The 23039-nt window shown below is 41.0% G+C and carries 19 protein-coding genes; 13 read left to right on the top strand and 6 right to left on the bottom strand.

What is annotated here, in order from left to right; genetic code table 11:
* Nucleotides 1-31 precede the first annotated feature (31 nt).
* The 4 genes from N7U62_RS05475 to N7U62_RS05460 form a co-directional block, all read right to left on the bottom strand.
* A complete protein-coding gene (locus N7U62_RS05475) occupies nucleotides 32-4381 on the bottom strand; it encodes a PAS domain S-box protein (RefSeq protein WP_264136887.1) in 4350 nt (1449 codons plus the stop codon).
* A 91-nt stretch (nucleotides 4382-4472) separates the two neighbouring features.
* Nucleotides 4473-4985 carry a HEAT-like fold family protein gene (locus tag N7U62_RS05470; protein WP_264136886.1) on the bottom strand — a complete coding sequence of 171 codons (513 nt, stop codon included), beginning with the start codon at nucleotides 4983-4985 and terminating at the stop codon, nucleotides 4473-4475.
* Between the two features lie 2 nt (nucleotides 4986-4987).
* Entirely contained in the window at nucleotides 4988-6145 is a 1158-nt protein-coding gene (locus N7U62_RS05465; protein WP_264136885.1) for a DUF3667 domain-containing protein, read from the bottom strand.
* Between the two features lie 18 nt (nucleotides 6146-6163).
* Nucleotides 6164-6769: a beta/alpha barrel domain-containing protein gene (locus N7U62_RS05460; RefSeq protein ID WP_264136884.1), complete on the bottom strand. Its 606-nt coding sequence runs from the start codon at nucleotides 6767-6769 to the stop codon at nucleotides 6164-6166.
* A 111-nt stretch (nucleotides 6770-6880) separates the two neighbouring features.
* On the opposite strand from N7U62_RS05460, the gene N7U62_RS05455 reads away from it, so the two are divergent.
* The 7 genes from N7U62_RS05455 to N7U62_RS05425 all read left to right on the top strand — a co-directional run bounded on the left by N7U62_RS05455 (nucleotide 6881) and on the right by N7U62_RS05425 (nucleotide 13970).
* Nucleotides 6881-7198 (top strand): thioredoxin family protein, encoded by a 318-nt coding sequence (locus tag N7U62_RS05455; protein WP_264136883.1) that lies wholly within the window; start codon nucleotides 6881-6883, stop codon nucleotides 7196-7198.
* 222 nt (nucleotides 7199-7420) lie between these two features.
* Nucleotides 7421-7948, top strand: a complete 528-nt coding sequence (locus tag N7U62_RS05450; RefSeq protein WP_264136882.1) for a hypothetical protein — start codon at nucleotides 7421-7423, stop codon at nucleotides 7946-7948.
* A gap of 195 nt (nucleotides 7949-8143) precedes the next feature.
* Nucleotides 8144-9262 (top strand): tRNA 2-thiouridine(34) synthase MnmA, encoded by a 1119-nt coding sequence (gene mnmA / locus N7U62_RS05445; RefSeq protein WP_264136881.1) that lies wholly within the window; start codon nucleotides 8144-8146, stop codon nucleotides 9260-9262.
* A gap of 49 nt (nucleotides 9263-9311) precedes the next feature.
* Nucleotides 9312-9938: a hypothetical protein gene (locus N7U62_RS05440; protein WP_264136880.1), complete on the top strand. Its 627-nt coding sequence runs from the start codon at nucleotides 9312-9314 to the stop codon at nucleotides 9936-9938.
* Nucleotides 9922-11421: a S8 family serine peptidase gene (locus N7U62_RS05435; RefSeq protein ID WP_264136879.1), complete on the top strand. Its 1500-nt coding sequence runs from the start codon at nucleotides 9922-9924 to the stop codon at nucleotides 11419-11421. Before N7U62_RS05440 ends, N7U62_RS05435 begins: the two co-directional genes overlap by 17 nt.
* A complete protein-coding gene (locus N7U62_RS05430; RefSeq protein ID WP_264136878.1) occupies nucleotides 11408-11575 on the top strand; it encodes a T9SS type A sorting domain-containing protein in 168 nt (55 codons plus the stop codon). The genes N7U62_RS05435 and N7U62_RS05430 overlap by 14 nt, the downstream gene beginning before the upstream one ends.
* A gap of 40 nt (nucleotides 11576-11615) precedes the next feature.
* Nucleotides 11616-13970, top strand: coding sequence for a TonB-dependent receptor plug domain-containing protein (locus tag N7U62_RS05425; protein WP_264136877.1), 2355 nt, complete (start codon nucleotides 11616-11618; stop codon nucleotides 13968-13970).
* Between the two features lie 31 nt (nucleotides 13971-14001).
* On the opposite strand, the gene N7U62_RS05420 is transcribed toward N7U62_RS05425, so the two are convergent.
* Both N7U62_RS05420 and N7U62_RS05415 read right to left on the bottom strand, forming a co-directional pair.
* Nucleotides 14002-14898, bottom strand: a complete 897-nt coding sequence (locus N7U62_RS05420; RefSeq protein ID WP_264136876.1) for a DMT family transporter — start codon at nucleotides 14896-14898, stop codon at nucleotides 14002-14004.
* Between the two features lie 140 nt (nucleotides 14899-15038).
* Complete coding sequence (locus N7U62_RS05415) at nucleotides 15039-15389, bottom strand: arsenate reductase family protein (RefSeq protein ID WP_264136875.1); 351 nt, start codon at nucleotides 15387-15389, stop codon at nucleotides 15039-15041.
* A gap of 234 nt (nucleotides 15390-15623) precedes the next feature.
* Between N7U62_RS05415 and N7U62_RS05410 the strand changes: the two genes are divergently transcribed.
* From N7U62_RS05410 to N7U62_RS05385, 6 genes are all read left to right on the top strand, one after another.
* The gene (locus N7U62_RS05410; protein WP_264136874.1) at nucleotides 15624-16100 is read left to right on the top strand and encodes a DUF4168 domain-containing protein; all 477 of its coding nucleotides are present in this window, start codon (nucleotides 15624-15626) and stop codon (nucleotides 16098-16100) included.
* Between the two features lie 147 nt (nucleotides 16101-16247).
* Nucleotides 16248-16859, top strand: coding sequence for a hypothetical protein (locus tag N7U62_RS05405; protein ID WP_264136873.1), 612 nt, complete (start codon nucleotides 16248-16250; stop codon nucleotides 16857-16859).
* Nucleotides 16860-16946: 87 nt separating this feature from the next.
* On the top strand, nucleotides 16947-17972 hold the full coding sequence (locus N7U62_RS05400; protein WP_264136872.1) for an FKBP-type peptidyl-prolyl cis-trans isomerase: 1026 nt from the start codon (nucleotides 16947-16949) through the stop codon (nucleotides 17970-17972).
* Nucleotides 17969-19048, top strand: a complete 1080-nt coding sequence (locus N7U62_RS05395) for a hypothetical protein (protein WP_264136871.1) — start codon at nucleotides 17969-17971, stop codon at nucleotides 19046-19048. The genes N7U62_RS05400 and N7U62_RS05395 overlap by 4 nt, the downstream gene beginning before the upstream one ends.
* A 148-nt stretch (nucleotides 19049-19196) precedes the next feature.
* Nucleotides 19197-21737, top strand: coding sequence for a DNA gyrase subunit A (gene gyrA, locus N7U62_RS05390; RefSeq protein ID WP_264136870.1), 2541 nt, complete (start codon nucleotides 19197-19199; stop codon nucleotides 21735-21737).
* 52 nt (nucleotides 21738-21789) lie between these two features.
* Complete coding sequence (locus tag N7U62_RS05385; protein ID WP_264136869.1) at nucleotides 21790-22986, top strand: tetratricopeptide repeat protein; 1197 nt, start codon at nucleotides 21790-21792, stop codon at nucleotides 22984-22986.
* Nucleotides 22987-23039: the final 53 nt, after the last annotated feature.

The raw sequence follows: 23039 nt of genomic DNA, 5'->3' as shown, positions 1-23039 counted from the left end.
TGGGGGAATTAGAAGTCCAATTTAAGAACATTCATTCAGTTTTTAGAATGTTTTTGTAATTTTCCTGAAACTCTTTGTAGGATTCTAATATACCATCCAATTGCTCCTTTAATAAAGTAGTATCTGCGGTCTTTAATTGCTTTTCTAAATGGATCACTTTTCCTTCTAAAATCTCAATTCCTAAAGTTCCGGCGCTTCCTTTCAGCGTATGCAATTCCTTTCTTATGTCTTCTATTTTGTCTTCCTCATAAAAGACGAAACAGTTGTCAATTAATTCCTTTGCCTCACTTTCAAATTCAGATAATACTGAGTCCAAAAGCTCCTGCCCACCATATTTCGAAAGTTGATTCAAAGTATTCTGATTGATGATGAGGCCCGTTTTTTCTTCGGAGATGCCAATTTTGATTTCTTTCGGTTTGAAATTGACATGATCACGAACCTTGTTGATTACCACATGGGCCTTAATCGGTTTGGCTACATAATCATCCAGTCCTGCTTTCAAAAACTTCGCTTCATCGTCCTCCATCGAATAGGCTGTCATTGCCACGATAGGAGGTAAGGTTTTATTCTCAAGCTGCTTGATTTTTTGAGTAGTCTGAACACCATCCATTTCAGGCATTTGAATATCCATGAAAATCAAGTCATAGTCGAATTGCTCTACCAGATCTATAGCCCGAAAACCACTTTCTGCAGTCTCCACTTTACAACCTGCTTTCTTCAGTATTTGACTTGCCACCGTTCTGTTGACGTTGTTGTCATCTACTACAAGAATCTTTGGTGGCTTCAGGGAGAACTCTTCAGGGATGTTGATTTTTTCATCTGGTTCTGGTTCTTTGATCTCATCATCTGGATCGGTGATTTCTCCTGCTACAAAAGTGAACCAAAAGGTACTACCTAGACCAGGGGTAGAGGCTACTCCAATTTCTCCTCCCATGGATTTGACCAATTCTTTAGAAATGGCCAGGCCTAAACCAGTTCCACCATAGGTCTTGGTGCTAGAATTGTCCAGTTGGTTGAAGTTGACGAACAATTTGTCCATCTCAGTTCTTTTGATGCCGATACCTTCATCTTTGACCTGCACTTTAAAGTAGTGCTTGCCTTGTTCGGTCTTTTGCAGCATCAGACTAATGTTGATCGTTCCCTTGTCCTGAGAAAATTTGATGGCATTGCTGGCCAAATTAGAGAGGACTTGTAGCAAACGAGTTTCGTCTATCAACACTCTGTCAGGTGTATGTGGAGACAGGTGGTAGTATATACAGGTATTGTTGAGCTGGGCCTGCTGCGAGAAGAGATCGTATAGCTTCTCGAATGTAGAAATCAATTTGATCGGCTTTTCTCGCAACTCCATCTTGCCAGCTTCTATTTTTGATAGATCCAAGATGTCATTCAAAATGACCATCAGCGTTTCAGAAGACTTTTTGATGGTCTTGACATAATCGAATTGCTCACCATCCAAATCTGTACTCCCTAATAGATCAATCATCCCGATGATACCATTCATAGGCGTACGAATCTCATGACTCATGTTGGCAAGGAATCGTTCTTTTACGGCCAACGAGTTTTCAGCGATTTCTTTGGCTTGACGAAGATCGTTATTGGCTTTGATAAGGGCAGAGATATCTCTGGCAACTCCTTCTATACCGACAGCATTTCCATCTCTGAATAGCAACCGAATGTTGCAGATGAAGTCAATGTTCTCTTCATTTTTGCCAGTATAGCGTACTTCTAAGTTTTGTAGGCTCTGTTTTGACTCTAATTCTTTAACTATTTCCTCTGGTGAGGTTTCAGAAACGAAGTAATGAAGGATACTTTTTCCCAGGACATCAGATGGTTGTAGGTCAAGCGATTTTACGGATGGGCTGATCATATTGATCATACCATTCATGTCGCATCTGAAGTAAATATCCTGAATTGATTCAAATATTTCTCTAAACTTGGATTCACTCTCAGATAAAGCAATTTCAGAGTTTTTCTTTTCAGTGATGTCATGAGAGATCACTGAAACCTCTTCGATCTCACCATCTGATTTGATGATGGGATTGATGAATACCTCTGACCAATTGATGCTATTATCCTTCTTTATATCTTCATTTTGAAAGTTGACTGGTACTCCCTCAAAGGCTTTGGCGTATTGGCTTTCCCATGCTTTTTGAGTGTTTGGATTATTAGAGTTAATGATCTCTCCGAGCGTCAGCTGGATCCCGAAATTTTCGGATAGATTGGTAGCAAAGTTTTCGTTGTAGGAGGTGAGTTTGTACTCTTTGTCAACGGACCAGATTTCATGGCTGCTACTTTGGAAAATCGCACGAAGACGGGCATCTTGATCTGTGATTTTGTCTTCATTCAATTTTCTCTCGATCGCCAGAGATATCTGACTGGATACAAAAAATAGTAATTCAAGATCTTTATAACTATAGTCTGATCGATCCGCATAAGAATGGATGTTGATCAGTCCAATGTTTTCATTGCCTATGGTTATGGGAACTCCTAGCCATATCTTGGGTACCAGACCTTCAAAATCATTTTTGATTTCTAATATCTTTTTCTCAATCTCTTCTTCATGGATCATTCGAGCTTGAGTGCTGCTCATTACCCACTGACCAAGTGTTTCATTGAGCCACTTTTGTCCTTCTATTTCCTTTGGGTCAGTAAGAGACGTTTTGAAATAGGGAATGGAGCTTTCTTCTCTGTTTTTGATCTGAATGGCGATGTTGTTGATGACAAGGATGTTGTTGAGCTCCTCGTACAGATTAATGTACAGGTCGTCCAGTTTCATTCCCTCGACGTTGTAACTGGCAATTTTGAAGTAAAGAGACTGGGCTTTTTCTGTTCTGATTCTTTCGGTGATGTCGTAGAAGATGGCCCGGAACTGAGCACGGCCAGTCACATCAAAGGAGCAGTTGACCCGGCCGGAAACGAAGATTTTCTTGCCCTGGTCGGAGAGGAGAACGGTTTCGAATCGCTCTACAGATTCGCCCTTGATGATCTTGTCCAGGTTGGCGACTGTGTTGTTCCATTCTTCGGGACTCACTATGTCCTTAAACTTGATCTGATCCGTCAACTGATGGTAGCCCAGTTTTTCTGACCAGGCCTGATTGACGAATTGAAAGTTGCCATCCTGATCGAAAATTTGAATCAAATCATAAGAGTTGTCAAATAGCTCCTTGAGTTGATCGTTGGTTCGTTCTAATTGCTTTTTGACAAATTGCCTTTCCGTAATGTTCTCACCGATGAGATTGATACCCGATACTTCATTGAGTGCATCCTTTAGGAAAATCACATTGAAGCGAACTTCTATTTCAGAATCATCAGCAGCAAAGAACTTTCCCTGAAGTTGATCATTGTACTGACCTAATCGAGCCAGCTCCGCATATTTCTTTTGATTGATCTTCGTAGTGCCATCGGGTATAAATAGCTCAAAGAGATTTTTCCCAACCACTTCGCTCAATTCCTGTTGAATGAAACTGAGTAGTTTGTGATTGCAGAAACGGATGGTTCCTTCTGTGTCGGTGGTAAGTGCGACTACTTCTGAAGTATCCAGTGATTCCTGTAAAGTCGTTTCTGCAGAGGCAATGGCTTGATCTCTGGTCGTTTCTAGTTCCAGGTTTTTTCTTTCTGTAGTATCTACTGCAGCAAAGATGTATCCAATGAATTTATTGTTTTTCGAATAGCGGGGGACTCCCGTGTCTAGAAGCCACCGATAGCTACCTTCCCCATCTTTGATCCGAAAGGAAAATTCAAACTTCTTTTTCTGATTGGTGGCGAACTCCAGGGAGCTTAAATAATCCGTTTGGTCATCTGGGTGAATGTTTTCAATCCAATTGTTGCTTAATCCAGTTTCAGAGCTTCCTAGCAGAGTGGACCAGCCTTTGTTAAAGTAGCTGATACTGCCAGATTCATCTGCTATTCTGATAAACACGGGGGCATTGTCTGCGATAGCATTGGAGGAGCTAGAGGCGCTAGTGGCTTCTTCGGCCAAATCCAAATGGGCTAGATACCTGTCATCTTTGATTTTGGAAAAGGTGCAAATGGCTCGGAAGGAGCTACCATTTTTGTCTATGAAATCAAACTCAAAAGGTTCGGAACGACCGATGCTGCATTTCTTGAATTGGTAGTTCCAGTTCTTTTTACTCTCCTCACCATCTACCTGATAGATAGGAAGTATTTCTTCGACGGTTTTGTCCGCAAAGTCACTGGCAAAGACAAATTTCTCTTCTGCCTTTGGACTGAATTCTATGATGTTTTCTTCTTCAAATATGAAGAAATAGCTGGCTGAGGATTCTAAAAGCAGATCATACTTGTTATGAAGCTCTTTTAACTCGTTCTTGAGTTTCTTTATTTCATTGACAAGCTCTGATCTTTCTTGATTTAAGATCGCCATTTTCTCAGCTCTATGTTATTCTCGTAAACTTAAAACTAATAAGAAATATTTGCATTAATCGAATATCCGGGAGATTGTTATATCGACAATTTCAACTTTCGATTTGCTTTAGGATTCTGCGTGCGCGCGAACGAAAACCGGCACTGGCAAGAGGCATTTCATCTTTTAGAATCAAGGTCAGTTCAGCTTTGAGATCAGGATAGATCATACATAGGTTGCCTATGATGGTCATGGCAAACACTCTGATGGCTACAGGAGTTTGACGATCAAGGAGATAGTCAAAGCAATGCTGGATCAATTGTCCCTGTAGCTCTTCTGGAATGCTATGGAATTGTAATAATCTAACGACGTTTCTTTTGACGGCATCTATAGGATTGCTCTCTAGCGATTGGATGAGTTGGGGGATGAAAGGTGAGAACAGTTCCGGTTTTTCGTCTCCGATTTTCGAGATGGCCATGGCTGCATTTTGACAGAGACGATAATCTGACCCAGTAAAAATGTCCACCAAATCATTCATCAACTCTGGTTGTTCAAATACCAGGTTTTTGATCGCCAAAGCGTTGGTTTTGCTGACGGGTCCTTGAAGATGTGTGCTTAGATCCATGTCTAAATAGTAGCTACAGACAAGAGCATCTCCAATAATACTGCGAATGTTAGAACCCAGGTATATATAAACCCTGTAAGAAGGAATTTAATAAAGGTTTTTCCAATTGGTTGCTGATAGACTTTTTTGAAACTGAGAAAGCAATAAATATTGACAATAGGAAAGGTTAGCGTCAACATCCAATTATTGAATACTTCATTTGCATTGAGCAAAAGTAGGAGGGCAGCTAGAGAATAGACAATGTATGCAAAGCTATGCAGATGCAACAGGTGGATGATGTGAGTGAAATAATACTCTCTTGATAAATAAAATAGTTTCAATACCAATGCCATGATAGGAATGATTAGAAGCATCATCATGGGGAGATTTTGCATGACTCGACTGACTATGAGGTCCATTGGAGCCTGATCTGTCTTGATGGCCTGGAGGACCATCTTTCGTTCGAAAGTGGTCAGACTGTCTGTATTGAGAGAGTCGAGCAACTGTTCGGGGCTGAAATTCTTGTCCTTTCGAAGTTCCAAATATCTATTGATGTTGACGTCACTTAGGAATCCATTTTCTGATGAGGTCTTAAGTGAGGTACTAAACCCTTTGTCTGAGTTCTGGATGGAATCTAAGGAGGACATTGTATTGGATATAGCAGAGGAGTCAATTTGGGCTTCTGCAAATACCTTTTTTAATTCCGATCTGGTGGAATCATTGACTACTTCGGCTGCCTCAGCGATCTCCTGACTCGTTCGGTTCATGAACTCTCGACTGATCATATTGAATACAAAGAAGAACAGTAAACTAATGATCAGGTAGAGTCGAATCGGATTGACATAAGCTGCTCTTCTGCCTTCTACAAACAACAGAGTCAACTTGCCTGGTTTGAAGAGGAAGGGTATTAGACTGTTGCTGAACTTGGAATCGAAAGACAGATAGTTATGGAAAAAGTCGGCCACAATAGTCCCAAAAGACAGCTTGTTGTGGTTGTTTTCCTGACCACATCTGGGACAGTAGTTGGTTTCCAAATCATACTCATACCTACAATTGAGGCATTCTGTAGATGGATGCCTTCTTCGCTTTAGAGAAGGGAGTTTGGATTTGAGGCTACTACCGTTCAGCTTAGGAGCTGTGCCTTTCCACTTGGCTTTGAGTTTCTCGATTACAGGTGTCACCTTGCCAAATTACGACTTTCAATCCAATACTTCTAATACTTCGAAGATATCTGCCAATTCATCATAATCCTTGAATCCTGGTTTTTCTTCTTCACTACCTGAGAGGGCTATGCCAGCAAAGGAATCTCCTTCATTCAGTACATTGTTCGCACTTACATCGTAACCCTTCAAAGCCTTAACCTGACTACCTTTAACTATTGTTTCGATTTTCTCAAATAGCTCTGGAGTGTTGGATTGGATCACGATCAAGTCCAGTTTGTCAGACTGAGTGGCTTCTTGTAATTGGCTCAGTTGTGATTCGCTATCCACGGACAACTGTAACAGGATCTGAGCTGTACTGCCAGCTAATCCTTCTGCAGTCTCAAGTGAATTGACCTGCGCTGCCCCTGTATCTGTTTCATTTAAGATTCCTTTGATTTGCTCCAATGGCAATGATCCAAACTCCAAAACGAAATCTACACCGGCTACCCATCCCATGATTTCTTTGGCAGTTTCTAGTGCCACCACATTTTCCTGAGTAGGATCCAGGTTGAAGCCCAGCATGTTGACGCCAAAGCCTGCGCAGTAGCGCGCATCACTGAGATTGGAAATGTTACCGACTTTGACAAAAGTTTTCAAGTTCATATCAATATTGACAATTGGTCCATCAAATAATTTTATGCAAATCAAAATCATTCAGTCGAACTATGCCGTAAAATTGTGTAGTAATTCAATAACAATTCAGACAAAAACGAAATGGAAGTAATAGAAGTAAAAGATCAAGATTTGGCATCAACACTGTCCAATAATTCTAAAGTGGTAATTAAGTACTATGCGGACTGGTGTGGATCATGTAGGCTTTTCAATCCTAAGTATAAGAGATTGGCTAAGGATGAGAGATTTCAGGATGTAACTTTTTTGAATATCAATGCCGAGCACAACCCTGAGGCAAGATCCAAAGCTGGCGTTTCTAACCTGCCTTCATTCGCGATCGTAGAAAATGGTGAGTTCAAAGAAACCATTTTTACTAGCAAAGAAGAAGCAGTCGTAGAGTTGCTCAACAAATTGAACTAAGTCTTCCAACAATAGCCATGAACGAATAGTTGATGGTATATAGATATAAATGATGGGTCGATGGAGCTGAGTCTCGGTCGACCCATTTTGGTTTCTAGAGAGTTCAGAAGTCTTAATCTTGAATTCAGATGAGCTGGCTTTATTCAAATGATATTGCATATATGGGGTATGACTTTGTTATCTTTAAGTATTAAAATGACAACCTCTACCTAATTTCTGAACATGATTTCCAAAAAGGCTAAGGAAACCATTCAAGACAATGGATATTATTTATCCTCTACTGATCAAGTTTTATCCTTCAAACCATCGAGGGCTACAGCCTATGGATTGATTGCAATTATGGTTTTTATGATGAGTCCAGGACTTGTTTTGATTTTTCACGTTCCATTAGTAGGTCTCATAATAAGTGCAATTGTTTTTGGGTTTTTCTCTTTTCCAATAAGAAACAGATTGAAAAGAAAGTCATTGGCCCTAAACCCAAGCAAGAAGAGACTTTTCTTAGGTGATGAATCATGTCATTTTATGGATATTTCTGAAATAAGTTATGATTCAGAATTTATCTCAGAATATACCAGTGCGTATAAGGAGACAAATAAGGAGTACCATATGACCTTGCAAGCAACAGCAAAGAATGGTAGGAAGTGGGAACTTTTGGTATTTAGATCAGATTATCCTGAACCTTCAGAGCCTATGAAAGAAATAGCTAGTTTAATCAGAAATACTGCATTGACAAATCCCAATTTAAGTTAGGCATGGATTTATGATTTGTAGCTAAAATTGAATCATAAATAACCACTCACATGTTTATTCTCACCCAATCCAACCATTTATGTCCTTTTGACACATTTGACAGTCATCTTTCTCATCATCTCAACTCTTTGGATTAATTTTGTAGCTTAATGAAATGTGAACACCAGGCTGTGAACCTGGCAATTAAACATCTGAATGAGTAAAAAAGGAAGAGTATTAGTAGCCATGAGCGGCGGTATAGATAGCTCAGTGGCTGCAGTCATGCTTCATGAGCAAGGCTATGAAGTAATAGGAATGACAATGAAAACCTGGGACTATCAGTCTTCGGGTAGTAGCAAAAAAGAAACAGGCTGTTGCAGCCTCGATTCGATCAACGATGCGAGAAACATTGCAGTTGATTTAGGTTTTCCCCATTACATACTGGATATCAGAGAGGAGTTTGGTGATTATGTGATCAATCATTTCACTGACGAATATCTGAAAGGTCGTACCCCCAATCCATGCGTACTTTGCAATACCCACATCAAATGGGATGCGCTGCTGCGTCGTGCCGATAAGTTGGGCTGTGACTACATCGCTACAGGGCACTATGCCAATGTGCGTGAGGAAAATGGTCGCTATGTGATTTCTAAAGGAGCTGATGAAAACAAAGATCAATCCTATGCCTTGTGGGGCGTGTCTCAGGAAAGTCTGTCTCGTACCATTTTGCCATTGGGACATCTGAGGAAAACCGAAATCAGAGAGATGGCCATCGAGCGTGGCTTTACCGATTTGGTTAACAAATCTGAGTCATACGAAATCTGCTTTGTGCCTGACAATGATTACCGAGGATTTCTAAAAAGAAGGGTAGACGGTCTGGAAGAGCAAGTAGCTGGAGGAGAGTTCGTACTAGAGGACGGTACTGTAGTAGGTAATCACGAGGGCTATCCCTTCTATACAGTGGGGCAAAGAAAAGGCTTGGGTATTGCATTAGGCTTCCCAGTCTATGTGACAGAAATACAAAAAGAAAAGAACCGTGTGGTGCTGGGTACATTCGACGAGCTATCGAGAGATGGTATGTATGTAGACCAGTTGATCATGGGCAAATATGCCGATCTCGGCGAACGACTAGATACAGTTACCAAGGTACGCTACAACGATCCAGGAACGCCTGCAGTAATCGAACAAGTAGGCGACATCATGAAAGTGTATTTTGGCAAAGGTGTAAGTGCCATCGCACCAGGCCAGGCAGCTGTATTCTACGAAGGCAATGACGTAATAGGAGGGGGCTGGATCAAGTCGAGCTTTCATCAAAAACAACATGCGGCAGTTTAGTTTCTGCCTCATATCGTTGGTCCTTTTCTGGGCTTGTGAGTCGGAGGTAATGCCTGATTCTGAAAGATTGGGCACACATTATTTCCCGATTCAGGTGGGCCAGTTTCATATCTATGAGGTAGAAGAAACCAACTACTATTTGATCGGTCCTGAAACCGAAAACTATCAATTAAGGGTAGAAGCAGTCGATTCTGTAATGCTATCATCAGGGGAGGTTCAATATACGATTCATCGTTCGAGACGTTTGGATGAAAATTCAGAGTGGAAACTCGATTCTATTTGGAATACCTCAGTATCTTTAAACAAGGTAGTAGCCAATGAAAACAATGTTTCATTTGTGAAGTTGGTGTTTCCTATCGATGAGGGATCAGAGTGGGATGCTAATGTTTTCAATAGCCGAAGTGCAGAATACTATAGATATGCGGATCAGCGTTCGGATACTACCTTGGCAGATCAGAGCTATACGCAAACCATTAGAGTCATTCATAGTGATGAAGGATTTGACTCGGTAGGTAGGGATGATCGTTTCGAGGTTTATGCACCTCATGCAGGTTTGATTTATAAGGAGATGCATGTCTGGGCTTATTTTCAGGAAGATGGGCAGGTAGATCCTAACAAAATAGTTTCAGGGAGAGACCTGAAGCAGGTATTGATATCGTATGGGCAAAGGGATTAGGTTATTATTTTTGGGCATGGCGTTGGGCATGGTGCTGGAGGCTTCTGCAGAGAAACATCGTTTTATGGTTTTCTTTGCGGATAAAGCAGATAGTCCTTATTCCATAGATGCTCCTTTAGAATTCCTTTCTCAAAAAGCACTAGATCGAAGAAATAAGTCAGGTCAATCTGTGACCGAAGAAGATTTACCTGTCAATGCCAACTATCTAGACTCACTTGTCAAATACAATATCACTCCCTATTACAGCTCTCGCTGGTTCAATGCTGCTCTGGTAGAAGCCGATTCAGTGGATTTGGAATCTATAGTGGCGACATCTTATATTCTCAGCTATGAGTATATCGCTCCGGGTGTCAGACTGAATCCAGTAAAGGAAGTGACAGATGTCAACTTTTCACCATTAGAGCCCAGTATCATTTCATCTAATTCACAGATTCAGATCGAAATGTTGGGTGTACATACCATGCACGATCAGGGCTATAACGGAGCGGGGATTCATGTGGCAGTTTTCGATGGAGGTTTTGAAGCTGCTAATCAAACGGCCGTGTTCAAGGATGTCTTCAACAATGATCGTCTGATCGATCGAATGGATTTTACTGCCAACAGTGACAATGTTTTCAATTACGATGACCATGGTACCAATGCGATGAGCTGCATAGTATCTAATTATAAAGAGACGCTGATAGGAACGGGCTATGGTGCCGATATCAGTTTGTATGTCACAGAAGATGTGAGCGATAACGGTAATTTTGAATATAGAATAGAAGAATACAATTGGCTGCTCGCTGCAGAGCGGGCAGATAGTGTAGGGGTAGATATTATTTCCTCGTCTTTGGGCTATTTCGATTTCAATGACGATCGAATGGACTACAGCTATGAAGAAGATGCAGATGGTCTGACATCTGTCATTACACGAGCGGCCAATCTGGCAACAGAACGAGGCATATTGGTCGTCTCAAGCGCTGGAAATGAAGGCCGCAGTACCACTTGGAAGTACATTACCATGCCTTCAGATTCCGAGCATGTAATCGCAGTAGGAGCTGTCAATAGCCTCAATGAAAAATTGAATTTCAGTTCTTTTGGCCCGACGGCTGATGGACGAGTCAAACCTGACGTAGTAGCCCTTGGTAGTAGCGTGGCTGTCTATCATAAGAATAACACCATCGGTACCAGCAGTGGGACGAGCTTTTCTGCTCCTTTGATCACGGGTTTGGTGGCAGGCATGTGGCAGCAATTTCCCGAGCTTACCAACCTGGAGATTAAGGAGTTGCTACTCGAGATTGGCGATCACTCCAATCTACCCAACAATGAAACAGGTTACGGTCTTCCAAACTATCGAAGGTTGATCAACGACTCAGTTTTGAGTGTAAAGGCGATGTTTGATGAATCCTTTACCGTCTTCCCAAATCCATTCGAGGGAAATTACGTTCTCAGTTCAGGTCGAAAAAGAATATGCCAGAAAGGATCTACGAATGAAACTTTATGATCCCAATGGCAAGCTAATCGTGAACGCCTATCAAGAAAAAGTGAAAAAAGGAGATGTGATGACGCTGGAATTCCCAGGAGATAGCAAAGGAATCTACATTCTCAATCTGGTTTCGGGTGATCAGGTGAAAAATGTAAAATTGCTTAGGTACTGATTCATCCTACTACTAAATTGCAGGGCTGATAAGCCAAAGTATGCGATATCTCTTAGCCACTTTACTGTTACTATCATTTCTATCCAACCATAGCTCATACGCACAAAGCAGCTATCAACTCAATGTTCATTTGATCGATTCGGTGGGCGATCCTATATCCGATGCGCAGGTGATCATCATGCCTGATTCGATTCTGAAGGTCAGCGATTCTGATGGGTTTTGGTCAGCGGATCTCATCGCAGGTAGGCATTTTCTCAGCATATTTCATTTGCAGTTTCAGCAGCGCCAGGAAATAATGGAGATGAATGGTGACAAGGATTTGACCATTCGCATGGATTACAAAACGTCTTACCTTAAAGATGTCCGTGTGACTGGTCAGACTTACAGAGATGATTTGACTACCATTCGTATTGACCCCAGAGCGATTTACAATCTGCCTTCAGCCACGGGGGATTTCACCAAAGTGCTTAGCACATTGCCTGGTGTGAGTAGCAATAATGAGTTTTCTTCTACCTATTCGGTTAGGGGAGGAAACTACGACGAGAACCTGGTTTATGTCAATGGAATTAAAATCTATCGACCACAAATCATCAGTGCCGGTCGTCAGGAAGGTTTGAGTTTCATTAATATGGACTTGGTAAGTAAGGTGGAGTTTTCGGCAGGTGGCTGGGAGTCAGCCTATGGTGATAAGCTCAGCTCGGTGCTTCGGGTCAACTACAAAGAGCCAGAAAAAAACGAGGCGAGTATTAACCTTAGCTTGCTGGGAGGTAGTGTGTATTTTGGAGGCGTGTCTAAGAATGGAGGATTGAATTATACCTTTAGTGCCAGGCATAAGAACACCAAGTATCTGCTAGGGACGCTGGAGACTCAAGGAGAGTATTTACCCAGGTTTACGGATGTCCAATCATTCATAACCAAGCGATTGGGTGAGAAAACCAAGTTGGGTCTATTGATCTCAACGGCTATCAATAATTATGAAACCATTCCAGAAAGACAAACCACAGATTTTGGTAATCTCCAGGCTTCTTATCGATTGAATATTGCCTTTGATGGGAGAGAAAAATTAGATTATATAACTACACAGGCAGGCTTGATTCTTACCCACCAGTTTTCTGAACGACTGAGGTCTACACTTTCTTTGTCAGGCGTGCGATCCTTTGAAAAGGAAAACTATGAGGTAGAAGCGGGCTATCTGCTGTGTGATGTCAATACCAATTTCGGATCCAACCGTTTCAACGAATGTGTAAATACTTTGGGAGTAGGAACCAACTACAACTATGGTCGAAATCAACTCAAGGCAACCATTGTCAGCGCAGAGCAGAAGAATGAATTGAAAGTAGGAGAGCAACTGCTGCAGTTTGGGATGAGCTGGGATCATGAGATGATCGACGATCGATTGGATGAATATGAGTTCATCGATTCTGCGGACTATGTTACCATCACAGAGGTGCTGGATAGTAAAGCTTCCATTAGTTCGGACAAGGTAGCCGGCTATGTCCAGCTGTTGATTCATAGTCAGGACAAAAGCCATCGACTGAACGTGGGAGTCAGAGCGAACCATTGGACCTACAGTGGTCAGACCTTAGTGAGTCCACGGGCCCAGTATGCTTATGAGTTTGGACATGAAAGAAGGAATACTGTCCGGGCCTCAGCTGGGATTTACTCCCAGCATCCCTTTTATCGTGAATTAAGAAATAGACAAGGGCAAATCAACGAAAATGTGAAAGCACAGGAATCTGTACATACACTTTTAGGTTGGGACAGGCATATGTTTATATGGGGAAGGCCCTTCCTTTTGTCTACCGAAGGGTTCTATAAATACATGTGGAATATCAATCCATACGATATCGAAAATGTAAAGATCAGATACTTTGCTACCAATCAGGCCAAAGCCTATGCCTATGGTTTTGATTTCCGGATGCATGGCGAATTTATAGAAGGGACGGAATCCTGGTTTAGTTTTGGCTATCTCAAAACCGAAGAAAATCTATTCAACGGAAATGGATATAGACGCAGACCCATGGATCAGCGGCTGCATCTAGGGATCTTCTTTCAGGATCACATCCCGAACGATCCTAGCGTCAAAGTAGATTTGAGTTTGCAGTTTGGAAGCGGCTTACCTTTCGGACCTTCAGGTGATGATGACAATCGCAATGTATTCGATGGAGATCACTACACCAGGGTAGATATTGGGTTCTCGAAAAGCTTCGAGTTTCAGCAAAAGAAGGCCTGGCTCCCCAAATCTCTTTGGCTTGGAGCTGAAGTGCTTAACTTGTTGGGTACGGATAATGCTTTGACTTATACCTGGATCAAAGATGTGAGCAACAACACTTTTGCAGTCCCTAACGCGCTTTCGGCTCGGTTTCTTAATGTTCGCCTGATAGCCAAGTTTTAATCCATTAATTTTAAACTGATTATTGGAAAAGTCAGCTGGATTTGGCTGTTTTTTGTCTGCCGTTATAAGCATAAAGAAATAAGCCTGCAGAGCAAAGTAAGATTCCTGCGATTTCAGCTGTTGACAAATGTTCCTTCAAAATAATCCAGGCCAATATAGCCGTAACAAAAGGCACGAAAGAAAAATAGATAGAAAGTGTCATGGCGCCAATATGCTTGAGTGCATAAAAGGTCAAAAGTAGTGCTATGATACTTACGAGAACGCCTTGATAAGAAGCCTGCAATAAAAGATCGCTCCAGGGTGCCTGACTAATGCCGCTATCAGTCAAAAACCACCAGGGGAGGAAAATCACAATATTGATCACGGGGAGGAAAGCTAAAACATCTCGAGTAGTGAATCCCCATCGTTTACCTAGGAACATATAACTTGAGAATACAAGCGAAGCGCCAAAAAGCATCAACCAGCCGATCCCATGTGAAGACAATTGACTCAAATCTCCCATCATAATCATGTTGGCAGCAAGAATGAGCAGGATAGCTAACATGCGTGATTTAGTACTTCGTTCTTTCAAAACGACAAAGGCCAAAATCATTCCAGGGACCGGCAACAAGCCATTGACAATCACACCGGCATTAGCTGCTTTCACTCCTTGCAAGCCATAGAATGAAAACATCGTATAAGGAAAGCCACAGCCTAGTGATACAATGACCGCTTTGTGCAAGCTTAGTTTCTTCCAATTGTATCGCAGTGAGAAGGGGAGTGCCACCAAGGTAGCTGTTCCAAATCGAATCACAGTCAGGTCCTCAGGAGTCAAGCTACTTTGAACCCCGGCTCTGGAAAGAATAATCCACCCAGACCAAATAAAAGTCATGAGTAAAGCACCTGCTGAAGAAAGAAGGATTGGATTGGTACGAATGAATTGAGTCATTGAATTGGGTGATACAGATAATCAAAGCATCATATACGACTAAATGTCCGGTAGGATGTATGCACTACAGGATATTTTTGGGCCTTAAGCGATTTTGTCAGTTATATGCTGACAACCAATCTATTTGGTGCTGTTAGATGCTAGAGTGCTTTTGAAGCAGCTTCTACTACTTTTTTACTATTACCAATAAAAATCTGATCCTCGATGATAATAACCGGACGCTTAAGGAATGTATATTCATCCAGAATATATTTCCTGTAATCCTCTTCGCCAAGTGATTTCTCAGCCAATCCCCAAGCTTTGTATTTCATAGATCGACGACTAAACAGACTTTCATAATCTCCCGCCATCTCTTTCATTTCGTCCAACTGGTCTGGAGTGATGGATTCGGTTTTAATATCCTGCATGATGAAATTGTCAGAACTGATACCTAATTCCTTGATGATTCTGGAACATGTACTACATGTAGAGAGATAATAGATCTTTTTCATTTCAGTAGAGATAAGTCAAGTCTAATACTTAATAAAACTAAACCCATATTAGATAAAAGTAATTTTATTAGGGTTTAACCTGTGTTTGTAAGGCTGTAGAATTATTTTATTATTGAAATAATGATGCGAAAGTAATTGATTGTCGGATTCATTGGCCTAAATCCTTGAAAAATCCGCTTGTTAGTTGTTATTTCGTGAGTTGTACAAACAAAACACAAATAAATTTTGAACATGATGAAAAGAGTATTAACCACAGTGCTGTTGTTCGTGGCAGTATTTACGGCCAAAGCACAAGACGAAATATCTAAAGAAGATTTAACCAAATATGCCAAAGTAATGCTGGCTATCGATTCTTTGAAGGCAGGCGTACAAGACCAAACCAATGACCTGGTAAAGAATGATCCTTTGATGGACGGTGGTAGAACTTTTAATGCTATCAAGACAGCTAATGGAGATGAGGCAAAATTGGCTGAAGCTGAAATCACTCCTGAAGAATTGGCTGCTTATGATTCTATCCTGGTGAAGATCGATGAATTAAAAGCCAATTTCAAAGAGGCTTATACTTCTGCAATAAAGGACGATTTAGGAGCAGGTTTATATAACGATATTAGAAAAGCACTCAAGTCAGATGCGGATTTAAAAACCGCCTATGATGAGATAGTAGCATCATTGAAAGAAGAAACTGTCAGCGAGGAAGAAAGCGAATCCTGATAGTATTTTCACTTAGTAAGTATCGCCATGAAACCAATGAAAGACCATTGTTTCATGGCGATATTTTTTTATATCAGTATTGCTAGTCTGGTTTAGTGAATTATTCTTTATATTCAAATCTGAATAATTCAAAATCATCTCTAACCCATGTTTACTGAATACGAAATAGAAACTTTGCTCGAGCTGGAAGATGTGAAAAAGGCAGCCTTTGAGCTCAAAAAAGATTTCATTAAAACAGAAGCCCCATATCTAGAAATTTCAGATCAGGACTTTTTCTCCCTAATCATGATGACCCCTACACTCGGTATCGCTTTGGCTGATGGGAACGTGAGTTTTTTTGAAGAAATGCGTTTGAATCGTAAGGCTAGAAAGCTTTCTCAAGGCGGGTATTTTATGATTAAAGACCCGGTTGTATTCGGAATGAAATTCTTATTGAAGAAATATAATGATTGGGAGGATAAATTTTTGAAAGTAATACGATTGACCATGGAGGAGTCCTTTAATATCAGCTCTATGGAGAAAGACTATGATAAGACAGCTACTGTTACTCAGTCAGAATACAGAAAAGCAGTTTTAGATGCTCCATATATCTTAATTCGTTTTCTGGTTTCATTCTTCTTAGAAGAGGATGATGACATCTTTAGTAGGAGTACTATGACAAGAACTGATTATGATCGCATGCTTTCCATCGCAGAAAAGTTAGGATTAAATAAAGTCCCCTTGTTCCATTTTTTCTGTGCCAATTTTGACGTGCATTAGTATTTAGACCTTTGCTTATTATTTTTCCTATAATTAATTTCATTTTCGCTCGTTATTGCATCAATTTGTGCTACTAATACAGGCGATTTGAATAAAATAAATTTTCTCTCATATATAGTGGTTTTGAGTATGGCCATTGCCATTGGATCATGTAGTGACGATGGTGGCAAAGTGGTCACTGATCAGGCTGCTGCTGATGAAGAAGCTATATTGACTTACCTGGAGGAAAATGATTTGTTAGATGTTACAGAAAGGGATGATTCAGGTATCTACTACCAAATCACCAATGTAAATGAATCTGGTGCCACACCGGGTAGTGGAGAGGTGCTTTCCATTTACTATAGAGCGAATGCATTGGGACAGCAGGCATTTGATGCCTGGGAAAATGATGGTAGCAACGAGCCTCTGAAATTACAATTCAATACCAATTCAGTATATCCTATTGGTCTCGATCAATCCTTGGCTTTGATGAGAGAAAAAGAAGCAGCGATATTCTACATTCCCTCTGCACTGGCTTTTGGTGAACTGGAAGATCTGTCGAGTATCATTCCTGCCAATTCTGTATTGGTGGTGGAACTTGAACTTGATTCGATTCAGACTGAAGCACAAGTGCATGAAGAGCAATTGGCGATCATGGATAGTTATGTCACGATCAATCAACTAAACGATACCATCAACTACCCTTTAGATTCAGTGGATATTTTAGACTCTGATGTGTATTACAAGAAATTAGTAGCCGGAATCGCCGATGATACCCTGGTGAATGGGGACACAGCCGCCATTACTTATTTATTCTACGCACTGAGTTCCTATCCCGGCGGAAGTCCAATAGCAGGCTCAAGTAATGAAGTGCTAAGTTTTATGTTTAATACGGGTACTGTCATATCTGGAATCGACGATGGCATAGACCAGATGGAAATAGAGGAGAAGGCGCTATTGATTGTTCCTTCTAACCGTGCCTATGGGGCCAGCGCTTTTGTGATCCCAAGAAACAGAAAAGCTTATCTTGAGGAAAATGACATCATACCTGAGTATGCCATTCAGGTTTCTCCGTATCAAATTTTGGCCATGGAGATTGAACTAGTAGCACCACCACAAATACCACCCAATTGAGAAAATTTCTGATCATAGCATCATTAGTTGTCATCTCATTCGGTTCGGTGTGGGCGCAAGAGTATGATATCAGCCCGGAGGATATTCATAGGTCTCCGGTCAGACGGGTGTTGAATATGTTTTCCTTTACAGTGAGCACGGGGTATCATGCAGTGACTTATAAGCATAGCCTTAACGGATATTATCTTATTCAAACCCCAGATAATCAATATATCACTATTGACACTGGCGAGGCTTTGGGATTACAATTTGATAGTTATGAGAATTGGCTCAACGATCCGGCACTTGCTTTACCAGTTGCGCTTGAGGATACGTTCAGTATTCCATTTCCAGGAATTTCAAATCCCGTTTTGAATCCTGCCCTGATAAATGATAATAGAGCATATGATGCGGATTCTTTAGGGTTAGGATTTAAACGAACCAGTTGGGCTGTTCCCTTGAATGTCAGGTTGAGATTCAATTACAAAGGTTTTAGAATAGGAGGGGGTGTCTCTTTACTCTATCATCAGATCAATAGTCTAAAGCCAACCGTGGAAGGCCTGGGTATCAGAAACTATGAGCCGAATGTAAGTTCTGTGTTTCAATTTCAATACTTCGGTATGCTTGGGTACAAGTTCTATGATTTTTGGGATTATTCCTTTGCGGCTGAGTTAGAAATAGGAAAGGATAAGTATCTAGGTAGCAAGTTCAATCAAGGCGCGATGAATCAGCGTGTGTATTACAATTTTGGCATCTCTATCGAAAAGAATATTTCAGAGTACTTTAGAATCATTGTGAAGCCATCTTATGACCTAAGAAGCTTTGATATGAATCTCCCAGGTGGAAGCATCAGGCATGGTAACAATTCGTTCAATATTGATTTTGGTATCAGCATCACTATTCCTGAAATACCACGGTCTCCCATGCCTAGTGACCATATACAGTTGAAGCATGTAATTCAGGATCCTAAGAACGGATATTACTATGAAGTAAGGGGGCAACCTATCTGGAAAAGGCAAAATCCTAAGGTGGGCGAAAACCACAGAAAGCTTTGGCGATACAGATGGCGAAACAAGAGAAAAATGAATCCTTACTAAACAGCTGTTTATCAATGAGTTAAGGATGTGATTTTTATCATGTTTTCTTGTTTGATTTCCCCTCGCTACTTTATGCGAAAACCTTGCTAATTCAGCCCCTATTTTATTAAATTGCAGCCTTGAAAAATCCGTTTTCAAATAAGAATTTATGGCTGAAGATAACGAAGATATTCCAATAGGGGATCAGCACATCATTCCAATCAACATTGAGGATGAAATGCGTGGCGCCTACATTGATTATTCAATGTCGGTTATTATATCCAGAGCATTACCAGACGTGCGAGATGGGCTAAAGCCTGTGCATAGAAGAGTACTGTATGGGATGCTCGATTTGGGAGTTTTACACAATAGAGCTTACAAGAAATCTGCAAGAATAGTCGGGGAAGTACTCGGTAAGTATCACCCACACGGCGATTCGTCAGTATATGATACCATGGTGCGTATGGCGCAACATTGGTCACTTAGATACCCGCTCGTCGATGGTCAGGGTAACTTTGGATCGGTAGATGGTGACTCACCAGCAGCGATGCGTTATACTGAGGCTAGATTGAGAAGAATAGCTGAGGAGCTTTTGACTGACATCAATAAGAATACAGTTGATTTCAGTCCTAACTTTGATGATTCCTTAAAGGAGCCGTCAGTATTGCCTGCTAAGATCCCTAATCTTCTGATCAATGGTACTTCTGGTATTGCAGTAGGTATGGCGACCAATATGGCGCCACATAACCTGACTGAAGTAGTCAATGGTATTATTGCCTATATCGACAACCGTGATATTACTATTCCAGAATTGATGGAACATGTGACTGCACCAGATTTTCCAACAGGTGCAACCATCTATGGTTATCAAGGGGTTCGTTCGGCATATGAAACCGGAAGAGGTAGAGTTGTTCTCAGAGCAAAGGCGCAGTTCGAGACCTTGAAAAGTGGAAAAGAGCAGATTATCATTTCTGAGATTCCCTATCAGGTCAATAAGGCCAACATGATCGAGAAGACAGCAGCCTTGATCAATGAGAAGAAATTAGAAGGTATTAGCGATATCCGTGACGAATCGGATAGAAATGGTATGCGTATCGTTTATGATATTAAAAAGGATGCCATTCCTAATATCGTTTTAAATAACCTCTATAAATACACCCAGCTTCAATCCTCTTTTGGGGTAAACAATGTGGCCCTGGTACATGGACGTCCACAGACCCTGAACCTAAAAGATATCATCAAGTACTTCGTAGAGCACAGACATGATGTGGTGGTTCGAAGAACTGAGTATGAGCTGGAAGAGGCAGAGAAAAGAGCTCATATATTAGAAGGCTATCTGATTGCATTGGATAATTTGGATGCGGTGATCGAATTGATCAGAGCTTCAAGAGATCCGGAAATTGCAAAGACAGGCTTGATGGAGAAATTTGGCTTGTCTGAGATTCAGGCTAAAGCCATTCTCGAAATGAGACTGCAACGTCTGACCGGTCTCGAAAGAGAGAAAATCCAAAAGGAATACGAGGAAATCAAAGAACTCATTGATTATTTGAAATCTGTATTGGCAAGTGAAGAATTGAGGATGGATATCATCAAAACTGAACTTCAGGAAATCAAGGACAAATATGGAGATGAGAGAAGATCTGATATAGAGCATGCTGCAGATGACTTCACTGCAGAAGATATGATACCTGATGAGGAAATGGTTATCACTATTTCGCATGAAGGATATATCAAAAGAACTGCTCTGACCGAATACAAAACACAAGGTCGTGGTGGAGTAGGTTCCAGAGGAGCTGCTACTAAAACTGATGACTTTACGGAGCACCTATTTATCGCTTCGACCCACAACTACTTACTGATCTTTACTGAACATGGTAAAGTATTCTGGAAGAAGGTATGGGAAATTCCAGAGGGGGGTAAAGCGACCAAAGGACGTGCGATCCAGAACCTGATCAACATTGAATCAAGCGACAGTGTAAGAGCTGTGATCAATGTAACCACATTAGGAGATGAAGATTATATCAATAATAACTTCATTGTGATGTGTACGAAAAATGGTACAATCAAAAAGACACCATTGGAGGCCTATTCCAGACCTAGAACCAATGGTATCAATGCGATTACCATACATGAAGGTGACAAGTTGTTGAACGTGAGTCTGACCAATGGTGATAACCATATCGTAATTGCCAAGAAATCTGGGCGAGCGATTCATTTCCATGAGTCTGATGTGAGGTCTATGGGCCGTACAGCAGCAGGTGTAAGAGGGGTAGCTCTCGAAGGGGCAGATGATGAGGTAATCGGAATGGTATGTATCACCAGAGACGATGCTAACCTGCTGGTTGTTTCTGAAAAAGGATATGGTAAGCGTTCGGAAATCGGAGCTTACAGAATCACTAAGAGAGGTGGAAAAGGTGTGAAAGCCATGAACGTCACAGACAAAACTGGCGCGCTTGTTGCTATCAAGGAGGTGATTGATACAGATGACTTGATGATTATCAATAGATCAGGTATCACTATACGTATGGCAGTAGACACTTTGAGAGTGATGGGACGAGCGACTCAGGGAGTTCGTTTGATCAAGCTGGGTGATAATGATAAAATCTCTTCTGTAGAAAAAATCGAGAGAATCGAAGGAGAAGAGGAAGAAAATGGAGGAGAGGAAAACACTACTCCAGACACAGATAATAAAACAGATAATAACGAATAAATAAGAACAGGATTATCCAAAATACAATCCGTTACGCAAACAATTGGAAATTATGAACACTAAAAAATTACTCGTATTAGTAATAGCCGTTCTTGTGAGTGCAGCATCATACGCTCAGAAGGGTTCTATCGGCAAAGCAGAAGCTTATTTGACCAAAGGTGAATTGGTATCTGCAAAAGGTGAAGTGGATGTTGCTATTGCTGATGAAAAGAAAGCTAGCAAGTCTAGAACCTGGTTTACGGCAGGTAAAGTTTATCAGGCCATTGCAACTAGTGAAGATGAGTCAACAAAAGCTATCGATCCAGAGGCTCTTTCAAAAGCAGTTAATGCTTATAAAAAGGTCTTGGAAATGGAGAAAGAAAATAGCTCATACTATTTGATCGCGACTACTAACTTAGATCAAATGTGGGGTAGCTTCTTGAACACTGGAGGCGAGGCATATGGTGAAGAAGATTTTGCTATGGCTTTGAATCAATTCGAAAAAGCTTTGATCGTAAAAGAAAACGATTCTACTACTTTGTTCTATGCAGGTGTTGCTGCACAGCAAGGTGGAAACGTAGACAAAACATTGCAATACTACTATCAGATGATCGATCTTGATATTGCCAATGCGGACATCTATTCTTCTGTTATTTATTACGAAAGACAAAAGGAGAATCCAGAAAAAGCGCTTGAAGTGACTAGAGCTGCAAAAGCTAAATTTCCTTCAGACGATAGATTCGGACAAGAAGAAATTAGCTTGTTGCTAGCAATGGATAAGTTGGATGAAGCTGAGTCGCAATTGATCAAGTCTATTGAGGCAGATCCAGACAATGTGAATCTGCATTTGAATCTAGGTGTACTATATGACAACCTGGGAGCAGCACTTTCTAGTGAAGGTAAAACAGAGGAAGCAAGAGCTACTTTTGACAATGCCAAAGAAAGCTATTTGAATGCGCTCAAAGTAGATCCAGATAACTATATCGCTAACTTCAACGCGGGTGTAATCTATGTAAACATGGCTAAGGAATTCTATGACGAAGCAAGAGACATGGACCTGAAAACATACCAGAAGTATGGTGATGCTAAGATCAAAAAAGGAGATGAGATCTTGAAAAAAGGACTTCCATACATGGAGAAAGCCATCAGCTTGAAGCCAGACGATATCGATGGTTTGAATGCATTGCAGTCTATGTACACGCAATTGAAAATGATGGACAAAGCAGAAGAAGTATTGAATAAAGTTGAAGCACTAGAAGCTGCTCAATAATATTCATTAACAAAATATGGAACCCTGACCACAATGGTGTGTCAGGGTTTTTT

It is taken from the genome of Reichenbachiella ulvae (assembly GCF_025833875.1).
Lineage (GTDB): Bacteria > Bacteroidota > Bacteroidia > Cytophagales > Cyclobacteriaceae > Reichenbachiella > Reichenbachiella ulvae.
The sequence above is the reverse complement of the archived record's forward strand: the minus strand, read 5'-3'. Positions and strand labels throughout refer to the sequence as shown.